Source organism: Halalkalibacter hemicellulosilyticusJCM 9152 (genome assembly GCF_000513115.1).
Taxonomy (GTDB): Bacteria; Bacillota; Bacilli; order Bacillales; family Bacillaceae_D; genus Halalkalibacter; species Halalkalibacter hemicellulosilyticus.
Genome location: NZ_BAUU01000035.1, coordinates 1 through 13,245, shown reverse-complemented (window position 1 = coordinate 13,245; position 13,245 = coordinate 1). Strand labels below are relative to the sequence as shown.

13 protein-coding genes and 1 pseudogene are annotated in these 13,245 nt (G+C 38.7%); 4 read left to right on the top strand and 10 right to left on the bottom strand.

All coding sequences use genetic code 11. The features are described 5' to 3' along the window. Window positions 1-363: 363 nt before the first annotated feature. Window positions 364-1,230, top strand: a complete 867-nt coding sequence (gene purU, locus JCM9152_RS17770; protein WP_035346682.1) for a formyltetrahydrofolate deformylase — start codon at window positions 364-366, stop codon at window positions 1,228-1,230. A gap of 67 nt (window positions 1,231-1,297) precedes the next feature. Here purU and JCM9152_RS17765 read toward each other — a convergent pair whose 3' ends face one another. The 4 genes from JCM9152_RS17765 to JCM9152_RS17750 form a co-directional block, all read right to left on the bottom strand. Continuing rightward, window positions 1,298-1,591: a hypothetical protein gene (locus JCM9152_RS17765; RefSeq protein WP_035346681.1), complete on the bottom strand. Its 294-nt coding sequence runs from the start codon at window positions 1,589-1,591 to the stop codon at window positions 1,298-1,300. A 12-nt stretch (window positions 1,592-1,603) separates the two neighbouring features. After that, window positions 1,604-2,494, bottom strand: a complete 891-nt coding sequence (locus JCM9152_RS17760) for a nuclease-related domain-containing protein (RefSeq protein WP_052016106.1) — start codon at window positions 2,492-2,494, stop codon at window positions 1,604-1,606. Window positions 2,495-2,557: 63 nt separating this feature from the next. Then, complete coding sequence (locus JCM9152_RS17755; RefSeq protein WP_035346680.1) at window positions 2,558-3,244, bottom strand: LrgB family protein; 687 nt, start codon at window positions 3,242-3,244, stop codon at window positions 2,558-2,560. Then, a complete protein-coding gene (locus JCM9152_RS17750) occupies window positions 3,241-3,609 on the bottom strand; it encodes a CidA/LrgA family protein (protein ID WP_035346679.1) in 369 nt (122 codons plus the stop codon). Before JCM9152_RS17750 ends, JCM9152_RS17755 begins: the two co-directional genes overlap by 4 nt. A 99-nt stretch (window positions 3,610-3,708) precedes the next feature. Between JCM9152_RS17750 and cysK the strand changes: the two genes are divergently transcribed. Beyond that, window positions 3,709-4,644, top strand: a complete 936-nt coding sequence (gene cysK / locus JCM9152_RS17745) for a cysteine synthase A (protein WP_035346678.1) — start codon at window positions 3,709-3,711, stop codon at window positions 4,642-4,644. Between the two features lie 127 nt (window positions 4,645-4,771). On the opposite strand, the gene pepV is transcribed toward cysK, so the two are convergent. Further along, complete coding sequence (pepV, locus tag JCM9152_RS17740; protein ID WP_035346677.1) at window positions 4,772-6,199, bottom strand: dipeptidase PepV; 1,428 nt, start codon at window positions 6,197-6,199, stop codon at window positions 4,772-4,774. Window positions 6,200-6,444: 245 nt separating this feature from the next. Here pepV and JCM9152_RS22075 point away from each other — a divergent pair. Next, a pseudogene (locus JCM9152_RS22075) lies at window positions 6,445-6,662 on the top strand (DeoR family transcriptional regulator). Window positions 6,663-6,698: 36 nt separating this feature from the next. Here the strand turns inward: JCM9152_RS22075 and JCM9152_RS17735 are convergent. From JCM9152_RS17735 to JCM9152_RS17715, 5 genes are all read right to left on the bottom strand, one after another. Continuing rightward, window positions 6,699-7,421 (bottom strand): pseudouridine synthase, encoded by a 723-nt coding sequence (locus tag JCM9152_RS17735; protein WP_035346676.1) that lies wholly within the window; start codon window positions 7,419-7,421, stop codon window positions 6,699-6,701. Then, entirely contained in the window at window positions 7,418-8,095 is a 678-nt protein-coding gene (locus JCM9152_RS17730; RefSeq protein ID WP_035346675.1) for an NAD(P)-binding domain-containing protein, read from the bottom strand. The genes JCM9152_RS17735 and JCM9152_RS17730 overlap by 4 nt, the downstream gene beginning before the upstream one ends. Before the next feature lie 73 nt (window positions 8,096-8,168). Continuing rightward, entirely contained in the window at window positions 8,169-9,362 is a 1,194-nt protein-coding gene (rodA, locus tag JCM9152_RS17725) for a rod shape-determining protein RodA (protein ID WP_035346674.1), read from the bottom strand. A 71-nt stretch (window positions 9,363-9,433) separates the two neighbouring features. Further along, complete coding sequence (gene ftsW, locus JCM9152_RS17720) at window positions 9,434-10,549, bottom strand: putative lipid II flippase FtsW (RefSeq protein ID WP_369384587.1); 1,116 nt, start codon at window positions 10,547-10,549, stop codon at window positions 9,434-9,436. Between the two features lie 127 nt (window positions 10,550-10,676). Further along, window positions 10,677-12,317, bottom strand: a complete 1,641-nt coding sequence (locus JCM9152_RS17715; RefSeq protein WP_035346673.1) for a putative polysaccharide biosynthesis protein — start codon at window positions 12,315-12,317, stop codon at window positions 10,677-10,679. A gap of 412 nt (window positions 12,318-12,729) precedes the next feature. Here JCM9152_RS17715 and JCM9152_RS17710 point away from each other — a divergent pair. Next, window positions 12,730-13,245 (top strand): aminoacetone oxidase family FAD-binding enzyme (locus tag JCM9152_RS17710; RefSeq protein ID WP_035346672.1); only part of this gene is annotated, 516 nt, incomplete at its 3' end.

The window sequence follows — 13,245 nt, the reverse complement described above, 5'->3', positions numbered from 1 at the left end:
TGATGGTAAGAAAAGATCACTCAATCATTAATAACCTAGACTTTATTTATCAACTCATTCGTTTTATTAATAAAGTGATAAAGCAGAGCTGCAACCGCCAGGCTCTGCTCACAAACATACGACACCTAATATAGTTTATCCTATCAGAGAAGCCTATGAACAGTCAATCTATAGTTACTATTATTTCTTTCCATGAGTTTAGTATTCACAAATTAAACGTTACGCTCATCGGCAAAATCGTTTTTCTAATATGATTCATTGACAAAGAACCTAGTAATTTGCTTCAATATGTAAGATCCCTTTTACTTGTATATTGTATTTTCGTATAATGAAATGGATAGTAACAAATGTGGAGGACTTATAATGACAGTAAATAGCTTATCGACGCAAGTTCGTTTATTAATTTCTTGTCACGATAAACCAGGTATTGTGGCAGCTGTTTCAGCTTTCTTACAAAAAAATGGAGCCAACATTCTTCAATCAGACCAGTATTCAACCGACCCTTCAGGCGGTATGTTTTTTATGCGTGTTGAATTTGACCTATATGGCTCTTATCAATTAGAGGATCTTCGTCATTCGTTCATTGAAATTGCGAGTGAATTCTCGATGGATTGGCGTATGGAACCTGCTTCTAGGAAGAAAAAAATGGCCATATTCGTCTCTAAAGAAGACCATTGCCTTCTTGAATTGCTTTGGAAGTGGAAAGCTGGAGAACTAAAAGCAGAGATCCCGTTAGTTATTAGCAACCATAAGGATCTGCAAAATGAAGTTGAATCATATGGAATTCCGTTCTTTTATGTTCCTGTTACGAAAGAAAGCAAAGCAGAAGCAGAACAAGAAGCGATCAAGCTTCTCCATAAATATGAAATAGACTTCATAGTACTAGCACGTTACATGCAAATTTTATCACCAACCTTTGTCTCAACATTTCCTAAACGTATCATTAATATTCACCACTCTTTTTTACCTGCATTTATTGGAGCTAATCCTTATGCAAAGGCATTTGAGAGAGGCGTGAAATTAATCGGTGCAACCGCTCATTACGTAACGGATGATTTAGATGAAGGTCCCATTATTGAGCAAGATGTTTTACGTGTAAATCATCGCTACACAACCGATAAGCTCAAAATAGCCGGTCGTCAAGTCGAACGAATCGCGCTTGCTAGAGCCGTTACATGGCATTTAAATGATCAAATTATCGTATATGGTAATAAGACGGTCATATTCTAAAATGGCTCTTCAATTGCTTGAGCTTAACTAATATTTAATAAAGAGGCTGGGAAAGTCCCCCAGCCTCTTATAGCTTCATTTCTTTAATTTCCTCGTTAATCCGATCGAACTCTTCTTTCTCCATCTCTTTTTCGATATAAATCAACTGAGCCGTCTCTCTTACTTCAGGAAGCTGATCAATACCATTCTTTCTAATCCATTGGTAAAGCGCCTCTTCTAAATCATTTTTTGCATCTTTTACAGTTCGACCAAATGAAACACAATCATCAAGATCAACGATTTCAATCATAATCTCCCTTTGTCCCATCCAGTTCAAAACTTTACGTATATTCCAATGAAAATCACTCGGTCTATACTTCAACCAAACTTCCCCCTACTCTCTCTCTTCTTCTTCATTCTCTTTTTTATCAACACATTCTTTTAATAATAATGTAGCAACTTGCATTTGACTATGTTTGATCGGAGATGGATGGTTCTGTAATTTTTCCAGCCACTTATTAAATTCACGCTTATCAATAACCTCCACATTCGTTCCTTGCAATTGATAATCAATCATTCCGTTACGACAAAGAACTACTTGCTTAATCGGAAATGTCATTGAAGACTCCTTTAAACGCTCTTCAATAACTGCACGCATTCGTTTTAATGTAATTAGTGGATTAATCCGTTGCTTCTTCGTTTCATCAATATACTCAAACCAATAACGACCTGACCGTGCTTCAAATATACTATGTTCTTTCCCATCTAGAATCGTAATACACCAAATTTCTGAAGGACTAATAAGAACAATATCTAAATCAACTTCAGCCTTTTTATAAAGAAACACTGGATGATACATTAAGAAATAGCTATCTGGAATTTGTTGTGCAAAAAACCGTAGCCAATGGTCCTGTTCAAAGTCTTCATCCACATGTAACTCTCCTGTTTTCATTGACGTCGCCCACTTAATTTGCATCTTGAACAATTCACGGGCGTACTGCTTTTTCACATCATCTAACGTTTGAAAAGATCTTTCGGAAGAATAGTCGTCTGGTATAATAGACTGTCCCCATCTTATAATTTTTGTAAAAAAAGAGCGAAGTCGATGCTTATGATCCACTCCTTGCTCTTGCTTCTCTCTATCCCCATCAAATTGGAGTTGATCCCATTCTGTTTTTAAATAATACCATCTTTCCTTCTTATAGCGAGTATACTGACTAGGATATCGATGAATATCAAATTGATACCGCGATGAATAATCCTTCAGCTTTATTAAATGAGCCACTTACTTATCCCCCACCCCACATCTATTCTAAACCCTTACATGACACTATGATTGAATATTTCTTCAGTATAATAGAAAGACAAGAAAAGGAGCAATAATGGAAACGACGATTGCACTTATCGTCATCGCAATGGAGCTAATGGCTCCTTCCTGCTCACCATATTCTAACGCTTTTGCTGTTCCAATAGCATGAGAAGCACAACCCAGCCCAATTCCACGGGCAAGAGGATGATGAATGTGAGCTAATTGAAAAACATAAGAGGAAATAACGGAGCCTCCAATTCCTGCTACCGCAACAAAGACCGCAGCTAATGCAGGTACTCCTCCGAGTGAAACAGCAACATCCATTGCAACAGGAGCCGTAACAGATTTAGGGACAATTGATAATTGTAACTCTTCTGTGACTCCAAGTCTACCAGCTAATAAAAGTCCCGTACTAACACCAATAACTGCTCCTATACTAACACTGACTAAAATTGTCTTCAAATATTTCTTAACTAAAGGTAGCTGTCGATAAAGCGGTAATGCTAATGCCACGACAGCAGGCCCTAACAAATGGTCAAACCACTGTGCTCCCAAATAATACGTTTCATAGGAAACATTGAAAACTGTTAAAAGAATCATAATACTAGCTGTCGCCGTTAACACAGGTAACAAAAAAGGAATACGAATCTTTTTGTACAATGCTTTTGCAAGCACATATGCTAACAAAGTCAGACTAAAACCAAATAACGTCATACCTACAATCATACTAGCTCATCCCCTTTTTCTCTTACCATTCGCTGCGAGATGAGTCCAGAAATAGTCATAACAATAGCTGTACTTATAAGAGCAATTAATAATAAGAGAGCCGCTCTCCCTTTAAACAAAGGTAAATACGGTAATGCCCCAACGGTTACTGGTATAAATAATAAAGGTAAGTGCTTAAGCATTAAAGACGCACCCTGTTCAATCCATTTTGCTGGAATGAGACGCAGTGATAAAGCTAAGAATAATAGCGTCATCCCAATAATACTCCCTGGAATAAACAATGACAATAATTGCTGTATCCAAACACCCAAATAGTAAATAACAATAAAAATTAATAACTGCAAAGTGATTTGTAAATACTTCATATTTCCTCCGAATTTATAGCGAAAAGATATCTTTATTCTAAAAGCGCGATTATGATACACTATAGAAAGTTTCTTGACAGGAAAGGACGTGTACCCATCATGAAAGTAGTAAATAATATAGCCGATCTAATTGGACAAACTCCATTAATTCGCTTAAACCGCATCACCGATCCAAATGGGGCAGCTGTATATTTAAAAATGGAGATGCAAAATCCAAGTGGAAGTGTTAAAGACCGCGCTGCCTATCAAATGATCATACAAGCTGAACAGGATAAGCTCATACAGCCTAATTCCACAATTATTGAACCAACTAGCGGCAATACTGGTATTGGCATTGCGATGAATGCCGCTGCACGAGGCTATAAAGCCATTCTAGTCATGCCTGATACGATGTCACAAGAACGAATTAACTTATTAAAAGCCTACGGTGCGGACGTCGTTTTGACAGATGGTGATCTAAAGATGCCCGGTGCTATTCAAAAAGCAAATGAACTAGCTAAAACGATCCCACATAGCTTTATTCCGATGCAATTTGAAAATAGTGCAAACCCAGATGCCCATCGCCATACAACAGCAGTTGAGATTAAAGACAGTCTTGATTCAATTGGACAATCCCTTTCCGCATTTGTCGCAGCTTCTGGCACAGGCGGAACCATTACAGGTACAGGCGAAGAATTAAAGAAAATGTACCCACAGTCAACGATCCATGTCGTTGAACCCGCAGGCTCTCCCGTTCTTTCAGGAGGAAAGCCTGGTCCTCACAAGCTTGTAGGGACTAGTCCAGGATTTGTACCACCTATTTTAAATGAAGATGTCTATGATCAGATCCATAAAGTAGAAGACGAAGATGCCTACGACATAACGCTTCGCCTAGCACGAGAAGAAGCCATCCTTGTCGGCCCTTCCTCAGGAGCAGCTTGCTTTGCAGCACTACAAATCGCTAAGAAGCTCACTCCACAAGATTCTGTCGTCGCCATTGCTTGTGACACTGGAGAACGATATTTATCCACAGATTTATTTGACTTCGAAAGCTAGCACTATTAACATCAAACCATTACTAGCACCAACACCTAATGAGAAGTCGTACACTTCTCATTAGGCTTTTAAACGTTAGAACAGAACTAGACACTTTCTATGTTACGACTTTCTGGAGGCTTTGGTATTACTTAGCTAGTTCATACATAGCATCGGCATAAATCGCCGTCATCTTCAACAGATCCTCAATTAAAATTTCTTCATTTTTCTGATGAGCACGATCTTCTCGTCCAGGGAATAATGGGCCAAATGCAACTCCTTTCTTCAATGATCGCGCATACGTTCCACCACCAATAGCTAAAAGCTCAGCTTTTTCACCAGTATGACGCTCATAAACGGCCTGTAACGTTTGAATAAGAGGATCATCTTTCTCGACATAGCTTGGCTTCATATGATCAATGATCCGACAATGGAGCCGATGCTCTTGTGCAAGCGTTGCGAGCTTATTGATAAGAACATCACCATTTTTCGTTACAGGATAGCGAATGTTACAGCCTAGTTGCGCTTCTCCATCCTCTTCGTATGTGATTAAGCCTGCATTCACACTTAACATTCCTGAGACCTCATCCTTCATATCAATGCCAAAGGATTTCCCGGTATAGTCATGTCTCATCGTTGAAACAAATGAGAAAAATCGACTTATTGCATCTTGGAGATTTCCTTGATGTACCAAGAACGATGCAAGCTCAACTCCAGCATTTACTCCTACTTCTGGTGTTGATCCATGAGCAGCCTTGCCAAAACAGGTGAGTTCAATTTGGCTCTGTTTCAGTCGAGCCATTCCATCTAATCCTTCATTTTGCAAGTAGTGCTCATATTTCTCTTTAATCATTTCTAAATGTGTAAGGTTCCCTTCAAGTAAAGCAACTGCTTCATCAGGCACCATATTCATTCGCTCACCAGCAGTAAAGCGAACTAACTTAATAATAGAGTTAGGCTGATTCGTTGCTTGCCTAGACTGTGATAGCATCACATCAATGATCCCTTTCTCAGCATGTATAATCGGAAAATCCGCATCAGGAGCAAAACCGATCACTGGCATTTCTTCTTGCTTAAAATAATGCTCAACACAACGCCAATGGCTTTCCTCATCCGTTCCAAGAATTAATTGAACTCGCTTGTTCACCTCTAGCCCTAATTCCTTTAATAACACTAAGGCAAAGAAAGATGCAATCGTCGGACCTTTATTATCCATAGCTCCTCTAGCAATAATAGCTTGATCTCTCACCTCTGCGGCAAAAGGATGCGTTAGCCAACCATTTGACTGAGCTGGTACGACATCAATATGACATAACACACCGACACTTTCTTCTCCATGACCATACTCTATTAACCCAGCGTAGCCATCAACATTTTTTGTTGATAAGTTGAATTCCTTACCTCGTTGTAATAAAAAAGTTAATGCTTTGTCAATCCCCTTGCCAAATGGAGACGATTCAGTCGCAGTCGCTTCATCAAGTACACTTTCAATTTGCAAAAATGCTCTTGCTGTTTCGACAATTTGTTCCTTCCGTTTGTTCACTTCTTCTTGCCAATTCACATCGTATCCCCCCATTTAAACAATTATTAGTGCTTCACTTTGCTTATTTATCCTGTCTATTGTAAAATGTAATTAATGAAAGGTTGCTACACGTATATCCATTAAAGAACCACTTAACGATACCTTTCTTAAATGTAAATTGCAACTGTCCCTAAATGTCGATGTTGTTTCACTCGTCCATGTAATAAGCGTCATGAAAGGAGCTTCTATTACATAGACTCTACTTAACAAAGTCATGATTAAGAAGAAGGAGTGGTTGTTTGAAAACTTCAACTGATCGTATGCTGACTCGAATTAAGTCTATCTACCTTTACATCAAACAAAAGGGGGCCGTCACAACGAATGAACTAGTTGAAGAGTTCGGAACGACTCAACGTACCATCAACGAGATTTAAATGTCCTTGAATACAACAAGCTCGTTGAGAGCCCCAGTCGTGGGAAATGGACGGTCACGAATAAGAAGATCCGCGTATCGTAGCCAATAAAAACCAGAGGAGCGAAAATCCTCTGGTTTTTATTGGCTAGTAGGATCATTAAATAGGAGAGGCCATTCATCCTCACGTAGTTCACGATATCCTCCCAATTTCAACGTTTCATCTAACCGTAAGTTGGCAATCTGTGTTCGCTTTAATTCCGTTACTTTCTTCCCCACTGCTTCAAACATCCTTTTGACTTGGTGAAACTTTCCTTCGGTAATCGTCAATTGTACAGTAGAGACCTCACCTGCTTTTAAAATGATTAACTCTGCAGGCTTCGTCCAATAACCGTCATCTAATTTCACGCCTTTTTGAAAAAGGAGTCGATCCTCATCTGTTACTAATCCAGCTACTTCAGCTATATACGTCTTTTTAACATGTTTCTTAGGGGACATAAGCGAATGAGAAAATTGACCATCATTTGTTAACAGCAATAGCCCTTCTGTGTCTTTATCCAAGCGTCCTACCGGAAATGGTTCATAACGCTGATAAGTACTCTCCAATAAATCGACGACAGTTTTGTGACGCTGATCCTCAGTTGCCGAAATAACCCCTTTTGGTTTATTTAACATTAAATAAATCAACGGTTGATAATGGATCATTTCTTCATAGACGCTCACTGTATCATTTTGTGGATCTACTTGCGTTTTCGCATCTTTCACACACATCTCATTCACTTTTATCGCACCTGTTTTCAGAAGCTTCTTCACTTCTTTCCGTGTCCCATAGCCTGTATGAGATAATAATTTATCAAGTCTCATTGATGATCCACCTTTTTTTGCACTTCATTCACAAATGTACGAGCAAAATGACCAAGATCTCCTGATAAATAACTGTTTAACACTCCAGGTACAACTTGTTTGAGCATTTGTGAAGAGATATCATCTGCGATTCCTTTTTTCTTTAATTCCTTCTCAACAGTCATAGCCATCTCGATCGCTGCTTTTGTCGCTAGCGTGTTAGCCATCAAAACCTCTTCTTCTGTCCCAATGACAACTTGCATGAGAGGAAATAGCTGCTTAATCAAATCACATTTTTCACTCCATTGCTTCTCTAGAACGAGCGTACCACCTTGATCATATTTCGCTTGAATCGCATGACCGGCAAACTTTAATGGAATCACAGATTGCCCTTGCAGCATCTCTTCCACATCTTCCTTCATTAACGCAGTTGCCATATGGTAAAACGTCGCTTCTTTTTTTAAAAAAGGGCTCGCTTTTTTAAAAAAATCTTGATAACTGGAGGCCGGGATACAAAGAAAGACATCATCAGCTACTTTTAATTGTTCGATAGAGACATTCGTTAAATGAGAATATCTTGTTAATAACGATTGTACCTTACTCTCGTTTCGACCATACACCCCGATCGTCTCTGAACGGTTGAATCGATCAATAAGTAATGTCGCTAACCTTCCAGAACCAATGATTACTTTCATGATCATCCCTCCTCATGTTTTCCTTCATACAGCTTCTTCTATCTATACCCGTATCAATGTACGTTCACTCTTTTCATGACAAACTTTCTTCATCCGATTCAAACATATAGTGCTTCGTTCGCATATTAACATTCAAAACAATTCCCATTGCAATCATATTCGTCATGAGAGCACTTCCCCCATAGCTTATAAAAGGTAATGCCAAGCCAGTAATAGGCATTAATCCGATCGTCATCGCAATGTTTTGGAAAACTTGGAAAACGAGTAAGCCGATCACTCCTGAAACTAAATACGTTCCAAATAAATTGTTACACGTAAGGGCAATTATAATCATCCGATAAAACAATAAGAAATACGTTACAATCAAAATAACAGCTCCAAAGAACCCAAATTCTTCTCCAATGACGGTAAAAATAAAATCAGTATGAATTTCAGGAACTATATCACTTTGTGTTTGCACCCCTTGCATGAAGCCAGCTCCATACAATTGTCCCGAGCCAATTCCCCGAATCGCCATAACGAGCTGATACCCAAAACTCCCTTGATATTCATAAGGGTCTAACCAACCATAAATACGTTCTAATTGATGACCTGCAATAAATTTTGAAAATAATTCATAATTCGTATTATGAAGATAAATGAGCCCTAGTAAACCAGCAACTGCTGAAAGCCCAAGAGCAAACAAAATTCGCCATGCGACTCCTGACAATAGTAGCATCGTTGCAATCACACTAGCAATAACAAGAGCCGTTCCTAAATCAGGTTGTTGCAATACAAGGAAAAAAGGTGGCAACCCGACCGCTAACACTTTAAAAACAATAACAAGATCTGACTTCAAATCCTTTTCCACTCGATGATGGGTAATGTTAAATAACATATGTGCCAAAATGATAATAAGAACGATCTTCATAATTTCTGATGGCTGTGGTTCTGCAAAGCCTAAGTCCAGCCAGCGGGTCGCACCATTTCTATGCACTCCTAAAGGTGTAAAAGATACTAATATTAAAGCAATTAAACTAAGGAAATATAATGGGATTGAGAAGCTCTTAAACAAATCATAATCAACAAATAACATCCCAATCATAATAATAAAACCCGCTGCATAAAACACTAATTGTTGTGTCACGACAGCGGAAGGGACCAACGCATATTGAGTCGAGCCAGAAACCCCACTATAAATCGCTAATAAGCTTATACACATTAAAACAAACATTAAAAACAGCAGCGTATAATCGAGCTGTTGAAAAGGTGTCTTTCTTTCTTCCATGTGACCCTCCATCTATAGAGCAGCAATCTTACTTTATGAAGCAGAAAGCTGGACGTCATCTTTATTTTCATTTAAACGTTGTTGCCGAATGTTGTAGCGAGAAATATTGCTAAAATCGCCAAAGAGACTAAAGTGACAAACAAGGATGAACCACCATTACTAACGAGCGGAAGAGGAATACCTGTAATAGGTAATAAACCCGTGACCGCACCAACATTAAACACGACTTGAATCGCAATTTGAAAGACAATTCCAAATGCTAACAAGCTACCAAATGGGTTCTTACATCGTGTTCCTATCATAACTCCACGAAACAAAATCAGAGCATGTGCGCCTAACACAAATGCAATACCTAGAAGACCTAGCTCTTCAGAGATAATAGCTAGAATAAAATCCGTAAATGGTTCAGGTAAATAAAATAGCTTCTGAACACTTTGCCCCAAGCCTGTACCACTAAGACCACCATGTGCAATGGCTATATACGATTGAATTAACTGTAATCCTGAGTCTAGTGGATCAGCAAAAGGATCCACAAAAGAAGTTAGACGCCTTATACGGTAATCCTCAGACATTGAAAAGACAGCAAACAGCGAGCCTCCTACAATTCCTAAGCTTAGCAAATGCCACCATTTCGCACCTGAAAAGAAAACGATGATGACAGCTACAAGCATAATGGACGTCGCCGTACCTAAATCAGGCTGAAGCATTATCAGCCCAAATATAAAGCCTACAATAATAAGTGGTGGCATAACACCGCGAATAAATTGATCGATATAGGCTTGCTTTTGCGAATACACTTGTGCTAAATAAATAATAATCACAATTTTAACAACTTCTGAAGGCTGAATTTGAAATGATCCAATCCGAATCCACCTTGTTGCTCCATTTACGGTATAGCCTACTCCAGGTACTAGGACAAGTGCCAATGCTATGAGTGATAAGATAATAAGCAATGGTGATAGCTTTTTATAAAATCGAAAAGGAATATGCATGACGACAAGAAAAAAGAAAGTTCCAAGAAAAAACCATTGTAATTGTCGTTTTATATAAAAGTAAGGGTCTGGTGTTTCCATTGCGATTCCAAATACATAGCTTGCACTAAAGACCATAATAAGGCCAAATATCGCAAGAAGGAATACTGTTATTATTAAGAACCAGTCATTATCTTTTCGAAATGAATATTTCATCGCATCCTCCAACTACACCCTTATTCTACCATTTCTATTCATGATTATTGTGATCTATTCTTTTATTATATCAAAGGCGAAAAAAGAGCAAAAGAGGATATCATTAGCAACACTTGTCGAATGCTCACTAATTACCTTGCTGCTGTTTTGCTTTTTCTCTTTTCAAGAAACGAAATCGATTCCCTAATACTTGTCCTGCTAAATGAGAGCGATAAGATAGGAACATAAAAATAACAAAACCTACCCCTGCCCCTAAAAGTAAAATACCCCACTCAGCTAAACGTGTCACCTCTCCCAACATTTGTCGCATCCCAAGGTTTATGACAATCACACCTATAGCCATTATAAACGAGAAGATCGAAATTAGGAGTGCTCTTTTAGCGACAAATCCATAATGGAATTGAGCATACTTTCCAATCGCTGAGATTGTAACAGCAAGCGAAGTGATATATCCTAAATAGGTTGCGAACACTCCTCCAATTGGGCCGAGCCAAGAAAGTAACAGCTGAGTTGTTAACAGCTTCACTCCTAAACCAACTGCTAACGCGATGACAGCATATTTTTGTTTATTAAGCCCTTGTAAAATGGCTGCTGTTACAGCAAATAGAGCAAAGAATAAAGTGATTGGTGCATAATACCGTAAAATATAGCCACCAATTTCAAGATCCTCCAAGCCGTATAAAGACCCAAACACCGCATAAGAAAGTACGGATAGCCCTACTGCAGCTGGTATAGTTAAAAAGAGAATGATTTGAAAAGTTTGCGTGATCTGCTTCTGTAACGTTTGTTGATCACCACTCGTAAATGATTTAGTGATCGTTGGAATCAACGTCACAGATAAAGCAGTCGCTAAAGCCATAGGGATGAGAATAATTTTATGGGCTGTCCCTGAAAACACACCAAAATACGTCTCAGATACAACCTGGTCCATCCCATTTGCCATTAGTGTTTGATTAAACGTAAATAAATCAATTATTTGGTAGAGAGGCAAAGCTAAACCAACAAACGAAAGAGGGAGAGCATACGCTATTAGCTCTTTATACATCTCCTTATAGGAAAGCTGATGGTCGACTGTGCTTTTATCAATTTGCTCATATATAAACCGTCTTCGTTTAAACCAGTACATCATTAATACAACTAAGCCACCAATCGCACCTGTAAATGCACCAAATGTTGCAAATCCAACTGCCGTACCCACTTCACCATTCATCACTTGTACAATAAAGAAAGTCACAACTAGAATAAAGAAAATACGAACGAGCTGTTCAATCACTTGTGAGACAGCAGTTGGCCCCATCGATTGAAAGCCTTGGAAATAACCACGGATAACAGCCATAATAGGAACGACCACTAAGGCAACACTCACCATTCGAATTGTAAAAACAATATCATCGTGTGTATTTCCGCCAGGGTCTGAAGAATCAACGATAAGAGGAGCTAAAGATGGTGCAGACAGAAATAATAAGAGAAAACCGAAACAGCCTGTTATAGATAGAACGATGATTCCTGACTTAAACAAGCGATGACCTGTACGGTAATCACCTAATGTATGATATTTTGAAACAAATTTTGAAATCGCTAAAGGGACTCCTAAAGTCGCCAAACTTAGTAAAACCATGTATGGGAGATAACCATAATTATATAATGCTACCCCAGTTGAGCCTACGATAGCTGTAAAAGGAAAAATATAAATAAGACCAAGTACTTTTGAAATCATTGTCGCAGCTGTTAAGATCATTGTGCCGCGCAATAACTTTTGATCAGACATCGTCATACCTTCTTTCTTTAAGAAAAGCTGCGTAGCAGTCTTTCCTTAATTGCTTCGTACGTAGCCGTTTCCCGGGTTTGAGTTCATTCGGAAAGTGAACTTCTTTCTAGATTAACGTGTAACGTGCGAAGCCAACGTCCTTCTCTGAATTCACTTACACCCACTTTGATTAAACTTCTAAGAATTTTATATTTAAAGAAAAACGCAAATAACTTCTTTAAAAAAACATAACGCCCATCTTGACATTTACTTTTAAAGACTCCTTTGCATTTTACCATAGAGTCAAGGCTAGTGCTTAACTAAAAGGTTGCAAAATTCTAACATTCTTTGTAATCAATTTATATTACGTGCTTGCTTTCCCATTTATAAATTGGTATACTTCCTTATTCTTTGTATGAGATGAGGTGTAGAAATGAAACAAGATGTCATTGTCATTGGTGGTGGACCATCTGGTCTAATGGCCTCTATTGCCGCTGCAACATACGGTGCCAAAGTACTACTTATCGATAAAGGAAGTAAACTCGGACGCAAACTTGCGATTTCTGGTGGAGGGCGTTGCAACGTGACAAATCTAATGGAAATCGACCACCTGATTGCCCACATCACTGGTAATGGACGATTTATGTACAGTCCTTTTTCTGTTTTCAATAATGAAGACATTATAGCTTTTTTTGAAGGGCTTGGTATCGCGTTAAAAGAAGAAGACCGCGGGCGTATGTTTCCCGTTAATGATAAAGCGACCACAGTCGTCGAAACGCTTTTACGTGAAGTTCATCGACTCGGCGTAACGATCCGGATAAATACTCACGTTGAAACGATTGAATATGTAGAAGGCGCTGTCGATTACGTTCAACTATCAACAGGGGATAAGCTATACACTTCCTCAGTTATTATCGCAACAGGAGGAATATCAGTTCCACACACTGGC